This window comes from Mycolicibacterium wolinskyi (assembly GCF_002101965.1).
Taxonomy (GTDB): Bacteria; Actinomycetota; Actinomycetes; order Mycobacteriales; family Mycobacteriaceae; genus Mycobacterium; species Mycobacterium wolinskyi.
Genome location: NZ_LQQA01000031.1, coordinates 293311 through 312947, shown reverse-complemented (window position 1 = coordinate 312947; position 19637 = coordinate 293311). Strand labels below are relative to the sequence as shown.

The window sequence follows — 19637 nt, the reverse complement described above, 5'->3', positions numbered from 1 at the left end:
CGCACCCCCGCCGAAGAACTCCACCGACTACTGTCAGACCCGTCCACATTCGTTGCAGCCACCGCTTGAATCCAAGCGGCGAGTCGCGGATGAAACCGCACGATCGCCGAGAAGCGTCAGGCGCTGCTCACCGACCGTTCGACCGCACCGACGGTGCCGTGACTCGTTGCCGTCAGCCGGACCCGGTCGGCACGGAAGAGGTCATAGGCGTATTCGAACGGCTGGCCCGTGTTGTCGCGGGTCACGCGCGTGATCGCCAGGAGCGGTTTGCGGTGGGCGATCTCCAGCCATTGGGCTTCGCGCTGGCTGGCGCTGACGACCTCGATGGTCTCGGTCGTGGTGGCGGGCACGAGCCCGTACCGCACGCGGAGCAATTCGTAGAGCGAGCCGCCGAGCGGTTGTTCGAGCAGGTCCTCCATATGGTCGGCGACAAAGCAGGCCAAGTCGACCGACAACGGCACGCCGTCGGCGAAGCGCAGCCGGCGGACCGTGAAAATGTCTGTGGTCTCGCTGATTTCGAGCGCGTGGGCTTCGACCGGGGTGGCCGGGCGGCGATCGGTCCCCAGCACGCGGCTGGTGCTGGTGTGCCCGCCGCTGTGCAGGCGCGCGGGCAGCCCGGCCAGTTCGGCGGCGTTGCGCTCGACGATGTCGGCGCGCACGAACGTGCCGCCGGTCCTGCCGGTGCGACGTTCCAGCACACCGGCCTGACTCAACGGCAGCAGCGCGCTGCGCAGCGTCGACCGCGACACCGCGAACGTGTCGGCCATCTCGCGCTCGGTGCCGAGGCGCGAGCCCGGCCGCAGCGTGCCCTGGGCCAGCATGGAGAGGATGCGGCGGCGCACGTCTTCGGCCACCGGCCCCCCGGACGACTCCTCCATGTCAGGTGACGATCGCGTCCAGGGACTCGGGCAGCACCTGTCCGCCGTCGACGGCGATGGCCTGCCCGGTGATGTAGCCGGCCTCCTTGGTGGCCAGGAACGCCGCCAGGTGGCCGATGTCTTCCGGCGTGCCGAGTGCGCCCGCGGGAATCGACTTGGCCATGCTGGCGATGTACTCCTCACCGTTCTCGATCATGCCCTCGGACATGATGTTGCCGGGCAGGATCGCGTTCACGGTGATCTTGTGCGGGGCCAACTCGATTGCGGCCGTCCGCATGAACCCGAGCTGGGCGGATTTGGTCGCGCCGTAATGCGACCAGCCGGGGTATCCGGTGATGGGTCCGGTGATCGACGAGGTCAGGATGACCCGGCCGGAGCCCGACGCGATGAGCGCGTCCAGGCAGGCCTGAACCGCGAAGAACGTCCCGTTGACATTGACGGCGAAGATCTCGGTGAGCTGCTCGGGGGTCATGGTGGCCAGCGGTGCGTCGGGGAAGATGCCGGCGTTGGCGCAGACCACGTCGAGCCCGCCGAACGCGTCGAGTGCCGCCGCGGCGAGCTCGTCGCACGCCTTGCGGTCACTGACATCGGTCACCACGCCGATGACCTTGCCCGAGCCGAGGCTGTCGAGGTCAGCGACGCACGCGTCGAGATGGGTCGACGATCGCGCCGCCACCGCGACGTTCGCCCCGGCACGTGCGAACACCGTCGCGATGCCGCGGCCGATGCCCTTGCTGCCTCCGGTGACCAGCACCGAGCGGTTGTCCAGGTCAAACATTGTCGCTCCTAAGCGGTTGTGAAAACGGCGTCCTGCAGCCAGGTTTGATCGCCAAGGTAGCGGTCGGCCAGCCGCGCGGTGCCGCGGGCATAGTCGGCGCCGACGGCGATGGCCGCGTCGGCATCGGCATGCGACGCGATCCACGCCGTCAACTGCACCCGACGCAACATCACGAACGTCGGCACGAGCGCCAGGTGATCGTCGGGCAGATGCCGCACGGACCGGTAGCCGCGCAGCCATTCACTGATGATGGCGTCGGCCTGCGGTGCGTCCTCGATCCACGACAGGACGGCGGCGAGATCGGCCAAATGCCACGACCACCCGCAGTCGTCGAAGTCGATCACCGTGATGTCGGTGCCCGGTGCAGCGGGGTCAACCATGAGGTTCGACAGCCGCAGGTCGGCGTGAATCAGCCCGAAGCGATCCGGGCCCGTGCCGAACTCGTCGAGCCGCTGGGTGATCTCGGTCACCGCGGCTCGGATCACGGCTCGGTCCTCGGTGGTGAGAGCCGGAGCGGCGCGCCAGTTCCCCCAGCGGGCGTGCGGCCCCAGAATCGCGTCGAGGTCCCAGCTGAAGCGGGTGAAGCCGGCCGGTGGGGTCCAGCGCTGCGTGTGTTCATGCATGATCGCCGTCAGCTCGCCGAGTTTGGCGAACCCAACTGCGTCGGCAGCTTCTTCGGCCGTGCACCCGGGCACGAAGCTCACCGCATCGACGTGCAGTTCGCGATCGCCAACAACGGCCGTCACCACGTGCGCGCCGGTCGACGAGCACACGAGTTGTGGTGTCCTCACCGGTGTTTCACGCCGGAGAGCGGCCATCCAGTCGAGTTCGGAGCCGATGCCGGCCAGTGAGTGGTAGCCCGGCCGGTGCACGCGCAACACCATCGGGTCGTCGTCGGCGACGAGATAGGTGGCGTTCTCGGACAGGCTCAGCAGGCGCAGCGGCGTCTCGGGGTCGCGCCGGTACGACGGCAGGGCGGCCCTCGCGAACAGTTCGTGATCAGCAGGCAGTCCCGGCATGCACCGAGTGTGGACCAAATGAGCAGCACGAGCAGACCAAATGAGCCGGTTTAACCTGGCTGTTGCATGATTGCCAGGTTCGAAACATGGCCGCAACAAAAGCCTTGTCAGCCAGGGATTTCCAAGTTGACCAAGCGTTCTGCGAGCGGTAGAAATGGCCTCCGTCGCACCACAACGCTGTCGTCGACGCGTTGAAACCAGACCAAAAGTGGGTCCACAATGAGCGAGATCATCGATCCTCCATCTCCATCTCAAACGCCGTCCAGCGGCATCCAACGTCTCAAGCCCAACGCGGTGGGTTTGGTCGGCGTGTTGTTCATGGCGGTGGCCACCGCCGCACCCATCACCGCCATGGTCGGCAACGTCCCGATCTCGGTCGGATTCGGCAACGGCGCCTACGCGCCCGCGGGCTACTTCGTGGCCACGATCGTGTTGACCCTCTTCGCGATCGGCTACGCCGCGATGAGCAAGCACATCACCGCGACCGGTGCGTTCTACGGGTACATCTCCCACGGGCTCGGCCGCATCGTCGGGTTGGGTGCCGGTTTCCTGACAGCGTTGGCGTACATGGTGTTCGAAGCCTCGCTCATCGGCATCTTCTCGTTCTTCGGCAACGATCTGTTCAAATCGTTCTTCGGCATCGACGTGCCGTGGATCGTGTTCGCGGTCGTCATGCTCGCCGTCAACGCGGTGCTGACCTACTTCGACATCAATCTTGCGGCCAAGGTGCTGGGTGTCTTCCTCATCACCGAGATCGTGATGCTTGCGATGATGGCGCTCTCGGTCGTCTTCACCGGCGGTGGCCCGCAGGGCTGGTCTCTCGGATCGCTCAACCCGCTCAACGGATTTCACAGTCTGTCCGGTGAGGTTGCCGGCGCCGACGGAAGCATGATCGCGGTCGCCGGATCAGCAGGCGTCGGCCTGTTCTTCGCCTTCTGGTCCTGGGTCGGCTTCGAGTCGAGCGCCATGTACGGCGAGGAATCACGTAACCCCAAGAAGATCATCCCGATCGCGGTGATCAGCTCGGTGGTCGGCATCGGCGTGTTCTACGTGCTGGTGTCGTGGCTGGCGATCGTCGGCACCGGACCGCAGAATGCTGTTGCGCTGGCGCAGGATTCGTCGACCGCGGGCAATATCTTCTTCAATCCCGTACACGAGCATCTCGGGCAGTGGGCCGTCGATCTGTTCAAGATCCTGTTGATGACCGGATCGTTCGCGTGCGGCATGGCGTTCCACAACTGCGCTGCGCGTTACCTGTACGCACTCGGGCGCGAGAACATCATCCCCGGCATGCGCAAGACGATCGGCGCGACGCATCCGGTGCACGGCTCACCACACATCGCCGGTTTCGTGCAGACCGGCTTCGCGACCCTGGTGGTGTTGTTCTTCGACCTCACCGGGCGTGACCCCTACACCGGGCTGTACGGCTTGATGGCGCTCCTCGGCACCACGGCCATCATGATCGTGCAGGCGCTGGCGGCGTTCTCGGTGATCTCGTACTTCCATGTGCAAAAACGCCACCCGGAGACCGCCAACTGGTTCACCACGTTCCTGGCTCCGCTGCTCGGCGGAACCGGCATGCTCTATGTGATCTATCTGCTGGCCAAGAACGCGTCGTTCGCCGCGGGCGCCGCCGCATCCGACTGGGTCTTCACCGCGATCCCGTATGTTGTTGGCATCGTCGGAATCGGTGGTGTGCTGTTGGCGCTGTTCCTGAAATACCGGGATCCGCAGCGGTATTCCGACCTGGGCCGCACGGTGTTGGAGGAAGCGCACGAACGCTGAGTAAGGGGGACGCGGGCATGAGTTTTTCCAACATCATGGATTCGAACAGCTACACGGGCGGTCTTGCGACCGATCCGGGTACCGAACAACTGATCTCAGCCCGCACCCGCCTGCTCGGACCGGCGTACCGGCTGTTCTATGAACGGCCGGTACACCTGGTCCGTGGCCGGGGCAGCCACATGTTCGACGTGGACGGCGTGCGGTATCTCGACGCCTACAACAACGTCGTCAGCGTCGGGCACTGCCATCCCCACGTCGTATCCGCGGTCACCCGGCAGCTCGAAACCCTCAACACCCACACCCGCTATCTGCACGAGGGCATCGTCGACTACTCGGCCCGGCTGCTGGGCACTTTCGCAGATTCCGGCGCCGACGACATCGACCAGGTGATGTACGCGTGCACCGGTTCGGAGGCCAACGACCTCGCCCTGCGGGTCGCCCAGATGTACACCGGAGCAACGGGTGTCATCGTGACGCGTGACGCCTATCACGGCAATACCGAAGCGGTGACGGCGATTTCACCGTCGCTCGGCGGTGACACGACCGTCGGCCCGCATGTCCGCACGGTGCCTGCCCCCGACAGCTATCGCACCGGCACGGCCGTGGCCGCGAAGTTCCGTGCCGACGTCCAAGCGGCGCTCACCGACCTGCAGGCGGCCGGTCACGGCGTGCGCTGCCTCATCGTCGACACCATCTTCTCGTCGGACGGCATCTATCCGGATCCGTCGGTGCTCGGTCCCGCGGTCGAGGCCGTCCGCGCCGCGGGTGGAGTGTTCATCGCCGACGAGGTACAGCCCGGTTTCGGCCGGACCGGCGACTCGATGTGGGGGTTCAGCCGCCACGGCGTCGTCCCCGACCTGGTCACGATGGGCAAGCCGATGGCCAACGGGCTCCCCGTCGCGGCGATGGCGGCCCGCAGCGAGGTGCTTGAGGCGTTTGCCCGCGGCGTGCCCTACTTCAACACGTTCGGCGGCAACCCGGTGTCGATGGCGGCTGCGGCTGCAGTCCTCGACGTCATCGAGGACGAGCAGTTGATCGCCAACGCCGCCCGGGTCGGGGCGACGCTGCGGGATGAACTCGCCCGCATCACCGCAGGCCATCCCCGTATTGGTGACGTCCGTGGGTGCGGGCTCTATGTCGGGGTCGAGGTCGTCACCGATCTCGAAACCGCGCTGCCGAACCGGGCCGCAGCCCACGATCTGGTCAACGCGATGCGCGACCGCCGGGTCCTCATCTCGGTATGCGGATCGGACGGCAACGTGCTCAAGATCCGGCCGCCGCTCGTGTTCACCATGGCCGACGTCGACTGGTTGTGCACCGAGTTCGGGGCCGCGCTGGCGGAGCTGACCTGATCTAGGGAATGCTGTAGTCGTGCCGGATGGAAACATCGCGACCGCGATCTACATAGCCTCACCTGAAGGCGACACCGGTAAGTCGACCATTGCGCTGGGCATTCTGCACCGGCTTGCGGCGACGGTGCCCAAGGTCGGGGTGTTCCGGCCCATCACGCGGTTGGGCGAGGACCGCGACTACATCCTCGAACTGTTGCTGGCCGGGACGACGGCCGGCCTCGCCTACGAGGAATGCGTCGGCGTCGGCTATCAGCAGGTGCACGAGGACCCCGACGCCGCGATCACCGAGATTGTCGACCGGTTCCACCGCGTCGCCGACCAGTGCGATGCGGTGCTGATCGTCGGGAGCGACTACACCGACGTGGCCACGCCGAGCGAGCTGAACATGAACGCGCGCATCGCGGTGAACCTCGGCGCACCCGTCGTGCTCGCGGTGAAGGCCGCCGACCGGACCCCCGACGAGGTCGCGCACGTCGTCGAGGTGTGCCTGGCCGAACTCGCCGGCCAGCACGCGCACGCCGCGGCCGTGGTCGCCAACCGGTGTGACCCGGCCCAGCTGACCGTGGTGGCCAACGCCCTCAAACCGCTCGGGCCACCGGCGTACGTGCTGCCCGAGGAGCCGCTGTTGGTCGCTCCGTCGGTGGCCGAACTGCAGAAGGCCGTCGACGGCACCGTGATCGCCGGCGACCCGGCACTGCTGTCGCGCGAGGCGATGGGCGTGCTGGTGGCCGGCATGACCGCCGAGCACGTGCTGGAACGCCTCACCGAAGGCGTCGCGGTGATCACGCCGGGTGATCGTTCCGATGTGGTGCTCGCGGTGGTGAGCGCCCATGCCGCCGAAGGGTTTCCGTCGCTGTCGGGCATCATCCTCAACGGTGGACTCGATCTGCACCCGGCGATCGCGTCGCTGGTGTCGGGGCTGGGGCTCCGGTTGCCGATCGTCGCGACCAAGTACGGCACGTTCGAGACCGCGAGCCGCGTGGCGGGCACGCGCGGACGGGTCACCGCGGGGTCGCAACGCAAGATCGACACCGCGCTGGCGTTGATGGACGACCATGTCGACGTCAATGACCTGCTCGCGCAGCTGAGCATCTCGATTCCCACGGTCACGACGCCGCAGATGTTCACCTACCAGCTGCTGGATCGGGCACGCTCGGACATCCGGCGCATCGTGCTGCCCGAAGGCGAGGACGACCGCATCCTCAAAGCGGCGGGGCGGCTGCTGCAGCGCAGCGTCGCCGATCTCACGATCCTCGGCGACGAGAGTCAGATCCGCTCCCGGGCAGCCGAACTCGGTGTCGACCTGGCGGCCGCCACGGTGCTCAACCCACGTACCAGCGAGCTGTGCGACCAGTTCGCCGACCAGTACGCCGAACTGCGCAAGCACAAGGGCGTGACGGTCGAGCAGGCCCGCGAGATCATCCACGACGTGTCCTACTTCGGCACCATGCTGGTGCACAACGACATGGTCGACGGCATGGTGTCCGGGGCCATGCACACCACGGCGCACACCGTCCGGCCTGCGTTCGAGATCATCAAGACCCTGCCCGATGTCTCGACCGTGTCGAGCATCTTCCTGATGTGCCTCGAGGATCGCGTGCTGGCCTACGGCGACTGCGCGATCGTGCCCGATCCGACGTCCGAGCAACTGGCCGACATCGCGATCTCCTCGGCCCGCACGGCCGCGCAGTTCGGCATCGACCCGCGCGTCGCGATGCTGTCCTATTCGACCGGAACCTCCGGGACCGGTGCCGATGTCGACAAGGTCAGGGCGGCAACGGAATTGGTGCGCCAGCGGGAACCGTCGCTTCTCGTCGAGGGGCCGATCCAGTACGACGCGGCGGTGGAACCGTCGGTGGCCAAGACGAAGATGCCCGATTCGGAGGTGGCGGGGCGGGCCACAGTGCTGATCTTCCCCGACCTCAACACGGGCAACAACACGTACAAGGCCGTGCAGCGCAGTGCGGGTGCGATCGCGATCGGCCCGGTGCTGCAAGGGCTCAACAAACCGGTCAACGATCTGTCCCGCGGTGCACTCGTCGAAGACATCGTCAACACCGTGGCGATCACCGCGATCCAGGCGCAGGGGCAGCCGTGACCGTTCTCGTTGTCAATTCCGGTTCGTCGTCGCTCAAATATGCTGTGGTGCAGCCAGGTTCGCGAGAATTCCTGGCGGACGGGATCATCGAGGAGATCGGTTCGGGTTCGGTACCCGATCACGACGCCGCGCTGCGGGCCGCGTTCGACGAACTCGCCGCAGGCGGGCTCGACCTCGACGCCCTCGGACTCGTCGCCGTGGGCCATCGCGTCGTACACGGCGGCAAGACGTTCTATCGCCCGACCATCATCGACGACGCCCTGATCGCCAAGGTCGAGGAACTCGCGCCATTGGCGCCGTTGCACAATCCGCCTGCCGTGCTCGGTATCAAGGTGGCCCGCAAGCTGCTGCCCGACCTGCCGCACGTGGCGGTGTTCGACACCGCGTTCTTCCATCATCTGCCCGCCGCCGCCGCGACATACGCGATCGACGACAAGTTGGCCGAGGAGTGGAAGATCCGCCGATACGGCTTCCACGGCACGTCGCACGAGTACGTCAGCCAGCAAGCCGCGGCGTTCCTGGACCGATCGTATGAATCGCTGAATCAGATTGTGCTGCATCTCGGTAACGGCGCGTCCGCGTCGGCGATCGCCGGTGGCAGGCCCGTCGACACCTCCATGGGCCTCACTCCGATGGAGGGTTTGGTGATGGGCACCCGCAGCGGTGACATCGACCCCGGCATCATCATGTACCTGTGGCGCACGGCCGGGATGGGCGTCGAGGACATCGAGTCGATGCTCAACCGCCGCTCGGGTGTCCTCGGACTCGGCGGCGAGAACGATTTCCGGAAACTGCACCAGCGCATCGACTCCGGGGATGAGTCAGCACAACTCGCCTACGACGTCTACATCCACCGGTTGCGGAAATACATCGGCGCATACCTCGCCGTGCTCGGCAACACCGACGTCATCACCTTCACCGCCGGGGTGGGGGAGAACGATGCCGCGGTCCGCCGTGACGCGCTCGCGGGGTTGAGCGGCCTCGGCATCCAGATCGATGAGACGGTCAACTCCGTGCGATCCAAAGAGGCACGGCGGATTTCGACGCCCGACTCGCCGACGACCGTCCTGGTCGTGCCGACCAACGAGGAGCTGGCGATCGCACAGGCCTGTGTGGAGGTCGTGTAGCTTCCCGGCGCGAGCAGACGCGTAGGTACCCCGGAAGGCGCATTCCTGGGTACCTACGCGTCTGCTCGCCAGTGCTCAGAACGTCGACATCGGGCGCACGCTGTTGGCGAGATCGACGAGCGCGTACCGGTGTGACTGCGTGGGGGCGACCCGCGCCAGGGCACGCAGTGACGCCTCGACACCGAGCTTGAGGCCGTGCTCGGTGAACGGGAAGCCCAGGATGTGATTGCTGCTCGCCGAATTGTCGGCCAGCCAGTCCATCGCGGTGCCCAGCACCAGCGCGCGGATCTGCAGCACGCGTGGCTCGGAATCGGGCAGGGCCTCCACGCGCCGTGCGGCGTCGCGGATGTGCTGCTCGGTGATCTCACTGGTCGACCGTCCCGACAACAGGGTCACCGCGCTCGTGAGCCGGGCCGTCGTGAAATGCCTTGACGTGGGCGGCACTTCGTCAAGGGTCTGGACGGCTTTGTCACGCTCGCCGGCGACCGATTCGGCTCTGGCCAACCCGAAACCCGCCGAGATCACGCCGTTGTCGGTGCTCCACACGGTCTTGTAGAACTTCAGCTCGTCGGCGGTGCCGGCGAGTTCGGCCGTCGCGGCCAATGCAAGCTTCGGTGCCAGCTCGCCGGGCAGCGTGTCCAGCACCTCGGTGAAATGCTTTGTCGCCGATTCGTAGTCGGCGGACAGCATCTCGGCGACCGCGCGGAACCAGATCAGCCGCCAGCGCCAGCCCACTCGTGCGGCGAGATCGTCGAGCTTGCGGGTGGCCTTGGCGACGTCGCCGAGATCCAACAGCGCGCGCGCCTCCATCAGCGGCAGCTCAATGGATTCCGACAGGTCGACACCGTCGGAGTCGAGCGCGCCGTGGCGGGCCGCCCGCAACTGGTCGAGCGTGTGCACGGGCTGGCTGAGCACGCTGGCCACCAGCATGGGGGCTCCGACGTCGGTGCGGTCGACCAGTGGCACGGGCAGCGCCCGCACGATCTCCTGCGCGGTGAGCTTCTCGGAATGCACTTGGCCGTCGACGTATACGTCGGTGTGCGCGACGAGCAGGTCCACCCCGAACGTCGACCGCGACGGGCTGAACACCGTCGACAGGCCGGGCCGGGGCACGCCGCTGTCGGCGGCGACCACTTCGCGCAGCACGCCGAGCAGCTGTCCCGACATCTCGTCGGCACTGGCGAAGCGGCGCCGCGGGTCGGGATCGATTGCCCGGCGCAGCAACCGGCCGAACGAGTCGTAGGTGGCCAGCACGGGGTCCTCGGACGGCAGGCCGTCGACATAACGTCCCCGGCGCGTGCGCAGATCCAGGGTCAGCGCGGCGAGCGTGCGGCCCACGGTGTAGATGTCGGTGGCCACGGTCGGACCGGTCCGCACGATCTCGGGAGCCTGGTAACCCGGTGTGCCGTACAGGTATCCGTAGGAGTTGAGCCGCGACACCGCGCCGAGGTCGATCAGCTTGAGCTGGGCCTCGGTGATCATGATGTTCTCGGGCTTGAGGTCGTTGTAGGCCAGGCCGATCGAATGCAGGTAGGCCAGTGCGGGCAGGATCTCCAGCATGTAGCCGATCGCCTCGGCCACCGGCAGTTTCGTACCCCTGGCCTGCTTGAGCGACGTTCCGCCGACGTACTCCATCACGATGTAGCCGACGGGGTTGCCGTGCTTGTCGTTGTGTTCGACGAAGTTGTAGATCTTGACGATCCCGGGGTGGGTCACCTCGGCCAGGAATTGGCGCTCGGCCATGGCAATGGCCTGTGCCTCGGCGTCGCCGGAATGCACCAGGCCTTTGAGCACGACGGGCCGGTCGTTGACGTTCTTGTCGAAGGCCAGATAGACCCAGCCCAGCCCGCCGTGGGCGATGCAGCCCTTGATCTCGTACTGATCGGCCACGATGTCGCCAGGGGACAACTGCGGCAGGAACGAATAGGCGCTGCCGCAATGCGGGCACCAGCCCTCGGACAGGGCGTGGCCGTCGGGGGAGGAGCGGCCGACCGGTTTGCCGCAGTTCCAGCAGAACCGTTTCGACTCGGCCACCACCGGATTCGTCATCAATGCGGTCAGCGGGTCCCGCTCGGGCACGCGGGGAATCTCCACCAGCCCGCCACCGAGCCGGCGGATCGGCGACAACATGCGGGTGGCGATCGTCGCGTGCTCGTGCGGCTCGGTGTCGCCCGAACCCAGGGAGATGTCGTCGGAGTCGTCGAACTCGGGCCGGAACACTGCCTGGGTCGCCATCGGGCGCATGGTCGACGCCGAATCGAAGTCGAGGTCATCGAAGCTGGCCGGCTGAGTGCCCGGCCCCTCGTCGGTGTCGGGTGATCCCGCGAATTCTGCGTCGTCGGGCTGGTTCATCAATCCACATACCTCGCAACCGGTGGGGCCGGCGCCGGGCCCAACACCGTCAACCACTTGCGGTACAACGTGTTCCACGTGCCATCGCGGCGGATCCGCTCCAGCGTGCCGTTGACGACACGCACGAGCCCGGTGTTCTCCAGGTTCACGCCGATGCCGTAGGGCTCCTGGCTCAGGCTCGGCCCCACGATGTGCAGATACGGATCCTGGGCGACGAGCCCCGCCAAGATCGAGTCGTCGGTGCTGACCGCGTCGGCCTGGCGCTGCTGCAGCGCCACCAGGCAGTCGGCCCACGTCACCACCGACACGATGATCGGGGACGGGCTGATCTGCTGGATTCGTTCGAGGGACGTGGTGCCGTCCACCACGCATACGCGCTTGCCGGACAGATCCGAGGCCTGCGTGATGTTGGAGTCCCTGGCCGCGAGGATGCGCTGATTGGCCATCAGGTACACCGTCGAGAAGTTCACCAACTCCTTGCGCTCACAGGTGATCGTCATGGTCTTGACGACGATGTCGACCTGGTTGTTCTGCAGGGCGGCGATGCGGTCGGCCGAGGACAGGATGCGGTACTCGACCTGCGACGGGGTGCCGAAGATGTCGCGGGCCACCTCACCGGCGATGTCGACGTCGAATCCGTTGATCTGGCCGGTGATCGGATCCCGGAAGGAGAACAGGTTGCTGCCGATGTCGAGGCCGACGATGAGCCTGCCCCTGGCGCGGATGTTGGCGACCGCGGCGTCGGCCTCGGCCTTGTTGCTGAACGGGCGCAGGCTCGCGGTGCGGTTGCAGTCGTCGTCCTCTTCGATGGGGACCCGCACCGGTTGGGGCGCGAGTTCCTCCATGCCGGCCGGGGTGGGCGGCGCGAGCGTCAACGCGGGCAGCGTCAACGCGGGTGCGGTCTGGCTGCAGCCGGCCACCGCGAGGACCGCCGCCAGCAGGATCAGAAGTTTCCTCATCTGCATCATCTGTACTCGCTCAGTCTCGGCCACAGCCCGAGCGCCACCGCGATCGCCGCGGCCACACTGAGCAGTGCGGCGCCGACGGTCGCGCCCGACAGCACGCGGCGGGCGTTGGCGATGTCGTTGCGGAGCTGGCTGCGGCTCTGCTCGATGCCCTTCGACAGCGCGGCGTCGAGCTTGTCGAACGCGGGTGTCGAGTCATCCTCGCCGGTGCCGAGCGCGACCTGCGTGGCGGCCTGATAGTTGCCGACCGCGATGTAGGCGTTGATCCGGTCATCGGCCGCCCGCCACTTGGTGAGCAGCTGTTCGGCGCCGACCAGATCACTCGTGTCGATTCCGGTGTCGCGCGCGAGATAGTCCGAAAGCTGCTGTTGCATCATGTCGATGCGCTGGTAGTAGGACTGCTTGCGCACGTTCTCGTCGCCGCGCCGGATCAGGGCGAGGGTTTCGTCGGCGCGGGCCTGCTGGGCGGTGATGGCCAGATTCGTCACGGTCTTCAAGGATTCGGCGGCGGTCTCTTTCGCGCTTCGGCTGTCCGATGTCGATATCACGAGCGCGGTGCTCACCCAGATCAACATGATCAGCACGGCCAGCCCGCCCGCCACGAACCCGATGTTGACGCGGCGGCGGGTGCGCCGCGCGAGCCAGCGGTTCGCGAACGCCCCGAACAACAACGTCGCGAGCACCACGAGCATGACGGGCGTCGGAATCTGTGCCGACGCCGTCGTCTCGGCGTCCACACGCGCGGACGTCTGCTCGTACAGGCGTTGCGCGTCCGGCAGGATCTGCGTCTGCATCATCGCCGACGCCTCGGACAGGTAGGACGAGCCCACCGGATTGCCAGCGCGGTTGTTGGTCCTGGCGGTCTCGACGAGCCCGGTGTACACCGCCAGCCGGGCGTTGATCCGGCCGAGCAGTTGGACGAGTTCCTCGTCGGTCAGCCCGCTCGATGCCCGGGTGACCGCGACCGACGCGTCGGTGATCGCTTGTTCGTAGCGCTGGCGCACATCGCGGGGTTCGGCACCGGCGATGAACGCGGTGGCCGCAGCGGCATCGGCGACCGAGAGCGTGGTGTAGAGGCGGCCGGCCGCGAAGGACAGCGGTTCGGTGTGGTCGAGAACCGTCGTCAGCGCCTGCTGGCGGTCGTTGATCGTCGTCGATGTCGCGAACGCGCTCGCGACGACAAGCGCGCACAGCACCACGCCGATGGTGAGGATGCGGCCGGGCGTCGTCCACAGAAACCACCAACGCGGGTGGGCAGGGGTGGTCGGCGACCGGGACGCGAGCGGTTCGGTCGAGGGATGTGCCAACTCCACAGTCACCTGCGCGCGGACCTCATTTAGTTTCGGTGTCTTCGGCTTTGGGTCGGGTCGGGTACGGCTGCGTCAACTCTATAAAAGAATTCTAAGAGCTCCGGGTATGGCTCGCGTTGATTCGGGGCCCAACCAATTTCAGCGGTGTTCCTTATTCTGTACGGGTGCGTGGCGACGGTGACGGCTGGGTGATTTCCGACAACGGCGCCCGGTTCTGGGGCCGTCACGGTGCGGCCGGATTGCTGTTGCGGGCTCCGTGGCCGGACGGCTCGGCCGCCGTGCTGTTGCAGCACCGGGCGCCGTGGAGCCATCAGGGCGGTACCTGGGCGTTGCCCGGCGGCGCCCGCGACAGCCACGAGACGCCCGAGCAGGCCGCAGTCCGCGAGGCACACGAGGAAGCCGGATTGCCTGCCGAACAACTGACCGTGCGGACCACCGTGATCACCGCCGAGATCGCGGGCATGGGTGGCACGCAATGGACGTACACCACCGTCATCGCGGACGCGCCCGAGCTCCTCGAGACGATTCCTAACCGCGAGAGCTCGGAACTGCGCTGGGTCGTCGAGGATCAGGTCGCCGAACTGCCGCTGCACCCCGGGTTCGCCGCGAGCTGGCAGCACCTGCGGACCGTGACCGCCACGATCCCGCTCCTCGTCAACCGGCAGCGCTGAGCGCCTTCTTGAGGTCGTGCGCCGCGGCGCGGGGATCGTCGGCGGCGGTGATCGCCCGCACGACCACGATGCGGCGCGCGCCCGCGGCGAGCACCTCGGGCAGCCGTTGCGCGTCGATTCCGCCGATCGCGAACCACGGCTTGGCCGGGTTCAGCGTGGCGGTGTGGCGCACCAGATCCAGGCCGGGCGCGGGCCGTCCCGGCTTGGTCGGGGTGGGCCAGCACGGCCCGACGCAGAAGTAGTCCACGGCTTCGTCGATCGCCCCGGCGACCTGCTCGGCGTCGTGCGTCGACCGGCCGATCACCGGCCGGTCACCGATGATGCCGCGCGCGACGGGCAGCGGAAGATCGTCCTGGCCGAGGTGCAGCACGTCGGCCCCGGCCGCGAGCGCGATATCGGCCCGATCGTTGACGGCGAGCAGCGCACCATGCCTGCGGGCGGCGTCGGCCAGCACCGCGAGTGCGTCGAGTTCCTGACGTGCCTCCAGCGGGCCGAACTTCTGCTCGCCGGGCGAGCCCTTGTCGCGCAACTGGATGAGATCCACCCCACCCGCCAGCGCGGCGTCGGCAAATTCGGCCAGGTCGCCGCGCTCGCGGCGGGCGTCGGTGCACAGGTACAGCCCGGCATGCTGCAGTCGGTCGACGGGTGATTCCACACCGCGACGGTAGCGTGTGCGCGCCGAGTACCCTGGACTGGCAACACACGGGAGTCCCGGGAACGGGGACTGAGAGTGGGCTACGAGACGCCGAGCACCAGCCCTTACCGTCACACCTGATCCGGGTCATGCCGGCGAAGGGAGTCAAGGAATGGCACGCACACTTGCCGTCATCGGTGGCGGCGTCATCGGGCTGTCCATCGCCCGTCGCGCCGCGCTCGACGGTTGGACCGTGCAACTGCACTCCACCACCGAACACGGCGCGTCGTGGGTGGCCGGCGGCATGCTCGCACCGCACAGCGAAGGCTGGCCCGGCGAGGAGCGGCTGCTGCAACTGGGTCTTGAGTCGCTGCGGCTGTGGCACTCGGGATTCCTGGACGGGATGCCGCCCGAGGTCGTGACCGCCCGGGAGTCGCTCGTGGTCGCCGTCGACCGGGCCGATGCCGCCGATCTGCGCACGGTCGCCGAGTGGCTGGCCGGCCAGGGCCATCCCGTCGAGCTCACCACCGCGGCGCGCGATGTCGAACCGCTCCTGGCGGCCGGAATCCGGCACGGGTTCTTGGCGACCACGGAACTCGCGGTGGACAACCGCGCCGTGGTCGACGCGCTCGCCGCGCAGTGTGCGCAGCTTTCGGTGCGCCGGGCCGGTCGCGTCGACGACCTGTCCGACGTCGACGCGGATGCGGTGGTGATCGCGAACGGCATCGACGCCCCGCGGTTGTGGCCCGACTTGCCGATCCGCCCGGTCAAGGGTGAGGTGCTGCGGCTGCGGTGGCGCAAGGGCTGCATGCCGGTGCCACACCGGGTGGTGCGCGCCCGCGTGCACGGGCGCCCCGTCTATCTGGTGCCGCGCCGGGACGGCGTCGTTGTCGGAGCCACCCAGTACGAGCACGGCCGCGACACCGCGCCCGTGGTGAGCGGTGTCCGCGATCTGCTCGACGACGCGTGCGCGGTCATGCCGGCACTCGGCGAGTACGAGCTCGCCGAGACCGCGGCCGGGCTGCGGCCGATGACCCCGGACGGGGTGCCGATCGTCGAACGGCTCGACGATCGCACGCTTGTCGCGGCCGGGCATGGCCGAAACGGATTTCTATTGGCGCCGTGGACCGCTGAGCGGATCGCGGCCGAACTCGAGGTGAGCGTGGGAGCCAAATGATCACCATCACGGTCAACGACGAAGTCATCGAGGTGGACGATGCCACCACGATCGAGGGGCTGTTGGAAACCCGCGGGTTCCCGGACAAGGGCATCGCGGTCGCGCTCGACTGGTCGGTGTTGCCGCGGTCGGAGTGGGACCGCACCCTGGCCGACGGGGCCCGGGTCGAGGTCGTGACGGCGGTGCAGGGTGGCTAGTGCTGTTGCTCTTCGCGCAAGCGGCTCATCGGCTTCAAAACTCACGATCGGCGGCCGCGAATTCGGCTCGCGGCTCATCATGGGCACCGGCGGCGCACCCAATCTGGCCGTACTTGAGGAGGCTCTGGTGGCCTCGGGCACCGAGCTGACGACGGTCGCGATGCGCCGGATCGATGCCGAGACCGGCACCGGCGTGCTCGACCTCCTCAACCGGCTGGGCATCGCGGCCCTGCCCAACACCGCGGGTTGCCGGGGTGCGGCCGAGGCCGTGCTGACCGCGCAACTCGCCCGCGAGGCGCTGGGCACCGACCTGGTCAAGCTCGAAGTGATCGCCGACGAACGCACACTGCTGCCCGATGCCATCGAATTGGTCAAGGCGGCCGAGCAATTGGTCGACGACGGGTTCATCGTCCTGCCGTACACCAACGACGATCCCGTGCTGGCCCGTCGGCTGGAAGACACCGGCTGCGCCGCGGTCATGCCGCTCGGCTCGCCGATCGGCACCGGGCTGGGCATCTCCAACCCGCACAACATCGAGATGATCGTCGAGCAGGCCGGCGTCCCGGTGGTTCTCGACGCCGGCATCGGCACCGCGAGCGATGCCGCGCTCGCGATGGAACTGGGCTGCGACGCAGTGCTGTTGGCCACGGCCGTCACCCGCGCATCCGATCCGCCGACGATGGCCGCGGCCATGTCGGCCGCCGTCACCGCGGGGTATCTGGCCCGTCAGGCCGGCCGCATCCCGAAACGGTTCTGGGCACAGGCGTCGAGCCCGGCGCTGTGACGGTGCGCCGAGACTGCGGGGAGAGCGTGAATCGGCGCGAAAACACGATCTGTGCGCAGGCTCGAAGTGGGCAGTAAACGCTATGTGGCCCTTGGCAGTTCGATGGCCGCCGGGCCCGGCATCAAACCGTCGGCCGATGGCGCGCCGTTTCGGGCCGGCCGCTCGGCGCGCAACTATCCGCATCTCGTCGCCGACCGCCTGGGACTCGATCTCGTCGACGTCACCTACTCCGGGGCGACCACCGCACATGTGTTGCACGACAAGCAGAACGGCGCGCCGCCGCAGATCGACGCGCTCGACGGCTCCGAAGCCCTCGTCACGGTCACGATCGGCGGCAACGACGTCGGCTATGTGCCGCTGCTGATGGCCGCCGGTCTGCCGCGCGTGCTGCGCGCCGTGCCGGTGCTCGGGCCGCGACTGCGCGACCTGCTCGACGCCGACGCGCGGGAAGCCGCGCTGACACACGTGGCCGGATCCTTGGCCGAGGTCGGCCGGATCATCCGCGAACGTGCACCGCGAGCCACCGTGCTGTTCGTCGACTATCTGACGCTGCTGCCGCCGACCGGCGGGGCGACGCCCCTGAGTGGCGATCATGTCGAACTCGGCCGGCACATCGCCGACACGCTGGAGCGGCACACCGGCGCGGCAGCGGCTGAGACAGGCTGTGGATGGGTGCGCGCGGCGCAGGCGAGCATCGCTCATCACGCCTGGTCAGCTGAGCCATGGACGACGCGGCCGGGTTTGCCGATACCCGGTCGCCCGGCACCATTGCACCCCAACGCGGCCGGCATGCGTGCGGTCGCGGATCTGGTGGCAGCCCACGCGGGCTGAGATCATGGGGTCGATGATCGAACTGGCCGGGCTGACGAAGCTCTACGGAACCCATCGCGCTGTCGACGACCTCAGCTTCACCGTCGAACCCGGCGTCGTGACGGGCTTCCTCGGGCCCAACGGCGCAGGCAAGACGACCACCATGCGGCTGATCCTCGGCCTCGACCACCCCAACGCGGGAACCGCGACCATCGACGGCAAGCGGTACCGCGAACTTCGGGATCCGCTGCGGACCGTCGGTGCTCTGCTCGACGCGCGCCAGGCCCACCCGAACCGCAGCGCACGCAATCACCTGCGCTGGATCGCCGCGGCCAACCGCATCCCGGCCGCCAGGGTCGACGAGGTGCTGGAGATGGTCGGGCTCACCGAAGCAGCCGAACGCAACGCCGGGGCACTGTCGCTGGGCATGAGCCAGCGGCTCGGTATCGCGGCGGCGTTGCTCGGCGATCCGCCGGTGCTGCTGTTCGACGAGCCGGTCAACGGTCTGGACCCGGAGGGCATCCACTGGGTCCGCACGCTCATGCGCGAGCTCGCGGCGCAGGGCCGGACGGTGTTCGTCTCCAGTCACCTGCTGGCCGAGATGGCCAACACCGCCGATCGGTTGGTGGTGATCGGGCAGGGCAGATTGATCGCGTCTACGACCGTCGCCGAATTCGTCAACGGCACCGCGGCCGACACCGTGCGGGTGCGCAGCCCCCAGCTCGAGACGCTGCGCGATGTGCTGTCGGACGCCGATCTGGAAGTGATCGCCGATCCCGACGGATCGGCGCTGACGGTGCACGGCGTGGCCATCGAGGTGATCGGCGACCTCGCGGGGCGTAACTCGATCACGCTGCACGAGCTGAGCACGCGCCAGGCGTCGCTCGAGGAGGCCTATCTGAAACTCACCGATGACGCGGTCGATTACCGGGCGGCCCGGCCATGAGCGCGCTCGCGGCGCTCGACGCCGAACGCATCAAGCTGTCGACCACGCGCTCGCCGCTGTGGTCGGTGGTCGGCGTGGCCGTGCTCAGCTTCGGCGTGGCCGCCCTGCAGGGCTGGTCGGCCTACGGCTACACGCCGCTGCCTCCCGGCAAGGCCGCCCTGGGTGTGGCGGTGTTCGGCGTCCCGGTGCTCATGGTCTTGTCATCCATGACCGTGACCGGCGAATACCGCACCGGCCTGATCCGGACCACATTCCTGGCCACCCCCAACCGGACCAAGGTGCTGATCGCAAAAGCCGTTGTGTGCGCTGCCTTTTCCTCGGTGTGCGCGGTGGTGATGGTGCTGGGTGCGGTTCTGGTGGCGCGCCTGTTCGCCGAACCCGTCATCGGTGCCGAGTTGTCGCCGACCAACCCCGCCACGTGGTCGGTGGCCGGAGGATTCGCCTTGTACGCCGCGCTGGCCGCGGTGCTCGGCGTCGGGGTCGGTGCGCTCGTGCGATTCGCGGCGGGCGCGGTCGCGGCGCTGTTGCTGTGGCCGTTGGTGGCCGAACCACTGCTGGGCAACATGCCGAACCTGGAAGCCGGGCCGTGGTTGCCGTTCGCCAACATGTTCCGGTTCCTCGGCGTGGAGTGGCTGTTCCCGACCTACGACATGCCGTGGGGCGAGGTGGGCTCGCTGGTGTACTTCCTGGCCTGGGTGGCCGCGGTGTTCATCGCCGCGGTGGTGGTGGTGAACAGGCGTGACGCCTGACCCGG

At 67.8% G+C, this 19637-nt stretch carries 18 protein-coding genes; 11 read left to right on the top strand and 7 right to left on the bottom strand.

Features of this window, described 5'->3' with window-relative positions; translation table 11 throughout:
- Positions 1-116 precede the first annotated feature (116 nt).
- The 3 genes from AWC31_RS29105 to AWC31_RS29095 are packed head-to-tail and all read right to left on the bottom strand — an operon-like array spanning position 117 to position 2675.
- Positions 117-878 carry a GntR family transcriptional regulator gene (locus AWC31_RS29105; protein WP_085147781.1) on the bottom strand — a complete coding sequence of 254 codons (762 nt, stop codon included), beginning with the start codon at positions 876-878 and terminating at the stop codon, positions 117-119.
- Position 879: 1 nt separating this feature from the next.
- Complete coding sequence (fabG, locus tag AWC31_RS29100; RefSeq protein WP_085147779.1) at positions 880-1656, bottom strand: 3-oxoacyl-ACP reductase FabG; 777 nt, start codon at positions 1654-1656, stop codon at positions 880-882.
- Positions 1657-1664: 8 nt separating this feature from the next.
- Positions 1665-2675, bottom strand: a complete 1011-nt coding sequence (locus AWC31_RS29095; RefSeq protein WP_067849507.1) for a phosphotransferase enzyme family protein — start codon at positions 2673-2675, stop codon at positions 1665-1667.
- Positions 2676-2894: 219 nt separating this feature from the next.
- Here AWC31_RS29095 and AWC31_RS29090 point away from each other — a divergent pair, with 219 nt between their 5' ends.
- Genes AWC31_RS29090 through AWC31_RS29075 form a run of 4 tightly spaced genes read left to right on the top strand, consistent with a single transcriptional unit; the run spans position 2895 to position 9037 of the window.
- On the top strand, positions 2895-4460 hold the full coding sequence (locus AWC31_RS29090) for an APC family permease (protein WP_085147778.1): 1566 nt from the start codon (positions 2895-2897) through the stop codon (positions 4458-4460).
- A 17-nt stretch (positions 4461-4477) separates the two neighbouring features.
- A complete protein-coding gene (locus tag AWC31_RS29085; protein WP_085147777.1) occupies positions 4478-5812 on the top strand; it encodes an aspartate aminotransferase family protein in 1335 nt (444 codons plus the stop codon).
- A 19-nt stretch (positions 5813-5831) separates the two neighbouring features.
- Entirely contained in the window at positions 5832-7910 is a 2079-nt protein-coding gene (gene pta, locus AWC31_RS29080) for a phosphate acetyltransferase (RefSeq protein WP_085147775.1), read from the top strand.
- On the top strand, positions 7907-9037 hold the full coding sequence (locus AWC31_RS29075; protein WP_085147773.1) for an acetate kinase: 1131 nt from the start codon (positions 7907-7909) through the stop codon (positions 9035-9037). The genes pta and AWC31_RS29075 overlap by 4 nt, the downstream gene beginning before the upstream one ends.
- A 75-nt stretch (positions 9038-9112) precedes the next feature.
- Here AWC31_RS29075 and AWC31_RS29070 read toward each other — a convergent pair whose 3' ends face one another.
- Genes AWC31_RS29070 through glnX form a run of 3 tightly spaced genes read right to left on the bottom strand, consistent with a single transcriptional unit; the run spans position 9113 to position 13673 of the window.
- Positions 9113-11389: a serine/threonine-protein kinase PknG gene (locus AWC31_RS29070; RefSeq protein WP_085147771.1), complete on the bottom strand. Its 2277-nt coding sequence runs from the start codon at positions 11387-11389 to the stop codon at positions 9113-9115.
- Positions 11389-12348 (bottom strand): glutamate ABC transporter substrate-binding protein, encoded by a 960-nt coding sequence (locus AWC31_RS29065; RefSeq protein WP_067849639.1) that lies wholly within the window; start codon positions 12346-12348, stop codon positions 11389-11391. The genes AWC31_RS29070 and AWC31_RS29065 overlap by 1 nt, the downstream gene beginning before the upstream one ends.
- Before the next feature lie 5 nt (positions 12349-12353).
- Entirely contained in the window at positions 12354-13673 is a 1320-nt protein-coding gene (gene glnX, locus AWC31_RS29060; protein ID WP_067849493.1) for a protein kinase G-activating protein GlnX, read from the bottom strand.
- Positions 13674-13828: 155 nt separating this feature from the next.
- On the opposite strand from glnX, the gene AWC31_RS29055 reads away from it, so the two are divergent.
- Complete coding sequence (locus tag AWC31_RS29055; protein ID WP_085147769.1) at positions 13829-14335, top strand: NUDIX hydrolase; 507 nt, start codon at positions 13829-13831, stop codon at positions 14333-14335.
- Here the strand turns inward: AWC31_RS29055 and thiE are convergent.
- Positions 14319-14990 (bottom strand): thiamine phosphate synthase, encoded by a 672-nt coding sequence (gene thiE / locus AWC31_RS29050; protein WP_085147767.1) that lies wholly within the window; start codon positions 14988-14990, stop codon positions 14319-14321. The two genes, AWC31_RS29055 and thiE, sit on opposite strands and share 17 nt — an antisense overlap.
- A 151-nt stretch (positions 14991-15141) precedes the next feature.
- Here thiE and thiO point away from each other — a divergent pair, with 151 nt between their 5' ends.
- From thiO to AWC31_RS29020, 6 genes are all read left to right on the top strand, one after another.
- Positions 15142-16146 carry a glycine oxidase ThiO gene (gene thiO, locus AWC31_RS29045; protein ID WP_085147765.1) on the top strand — a complete coding sequence of 335 codons (1005 nt, stop codon included), beginning with the start codon at positions 15142-15144 and terminating at the stop codon, positions 16144-16146.
- Positions 16143-16343 (top strand): sulfur carrier protein ThiS, encoded by a 201-nt coding sequence (gene thiS, locus AWC31_RS29040; protein WP_084356605.1) that lies wholly within the window; start codon positions 16143-16145, stop codon positions 16341-16343. Before thiO ends, thiS begins: the two co-directional genes overlap by 4 nt.
- A complete protein-coding gene (gene thiG / locus AWC31_RS29035) occupies positions 16336-17127 on the top strand; it encodes a thiazole synthase (RefSeq protein ID WP_084356604.1) in 792 nt (263 codons plus the stop codon). Before thiS ends, thiG begins: the two co-directional genes overlap by 8 nt.
- 102 nt (positions 17128-17229) lie before the next feature.
- Entirely contained in the window at positions 17230-17958 is a 729-nt protein-coding gene (locus tag AWC31_RS29030) for an SGNH/GDSL hydrolase family protein (RefSeq protein ID WP_207626450.1), read from the top strand.
- Positions 17959-17971: 13 nt separating this feature from the next.
- Entirely contained in the window at positions 17972-18883 is a 912-nt protein-coding gene (locus AWC31_RS29025; RefSeq protein ID WP_085147851.1) for an ABC transporter ATP-binding protein, read from the top strand.
- The gene (locus AWC31_RS29020; protein WP_085147763.1) at positions 18880-19632 is read left to right on the top strand and encodes an ABC transporter permease; all 753 of its coding nucleotides are present in this window, start codon (positions 18880-18882) and stop codon (positions 19630-19632) included. Before AWC31_RS29025 ends, AWC31_RS29020 begins: the two co-directional genes overlap by 4 nt.
- The last annotated feature ends 5 nt before the right edge of the window (positions 19633-19637 follow it).

Coding starts and splice junctions, on each gene's coding strand:
- AWC31_RS29105 (WP_085147781.1), bottom strand. CDS start 878: ATGGAGGAGTCGTCCGGGGGGCCGGTGGCCGAAGACGTGCGCCGCCGC.
- fabG (WP_085147779.1), bottom strand. CDS start 1,656: ATGTTTGACCTGGACAACCGCTCGGTGCTGGTCACCGGAGGCAGCAAG.
- AWC31_RS29095 (WP_067849507.1), bottom strand. CDS start 2,675: ATGCCGGGACTGCCTGCTGATCACGAACTGTTCGCGAGGGCCGCCCTG.
- AWC31_RS29090 (WP_085147778.1), top strand. CDS start 2,895: ATGAGCGAGATCATCGATCCTCCATCTCCATCTCAAACGCCGTCCAGC.
- AWC31_RS29085 (WP_085147777.1), top strand. CDS start 4,478: ATGAGTTTTTCCAACATCATGGATTCGAACAGCTACACGGGCGGTCTT.
- AWC31_RS29070 (WP_085147771.1), bottom strand. CDS start 11,389: ATGAACCAGCCCGACGACGCAGAATTCGCGGGATCACCCGACACCGAC.
- AWC31_RS29065 (WP_067849639.1), bottom strand. CDS start 12,348: ATGAGGAAACTTCTGATCCTGCTGGCGGCGGTCCTCGCGGTGGCCGGC.
- thiO (WP_085147765.1), top strand. CDS start 15,142: ATGGCACGCACACTTGCCGTCATCGGTGGCGGCGTCATCGGGCTGTCC.
- thiS (WP_084356605.1), top strand. CDS start 16,143: ATGATCACCATCACGGTCAACGACGAAGTCATCGAGGTGGACGATGCC.
- AWC31_RS29030 (WP_207626450.1), top strand. CDS start 17,230: ATGGCCGCCGGGCCCGGCATCAAACCGTCGGCCGATGGCGCGCCGTTT.
- AWC31_RS29025 (WP_085147851.1), top strand. CDS start 17,972: ATGATCGAACTGGCCGGGCTGACGAAGCTCTACGGAACCCATCGCGCT.
- AWC31_RS29020 (WP_085147763.1), top strand. CDS start 18,880: ATGAGCGCGCTCGCGGCGCTCGACGCCGAACGCATCAAGCTGTCGACC.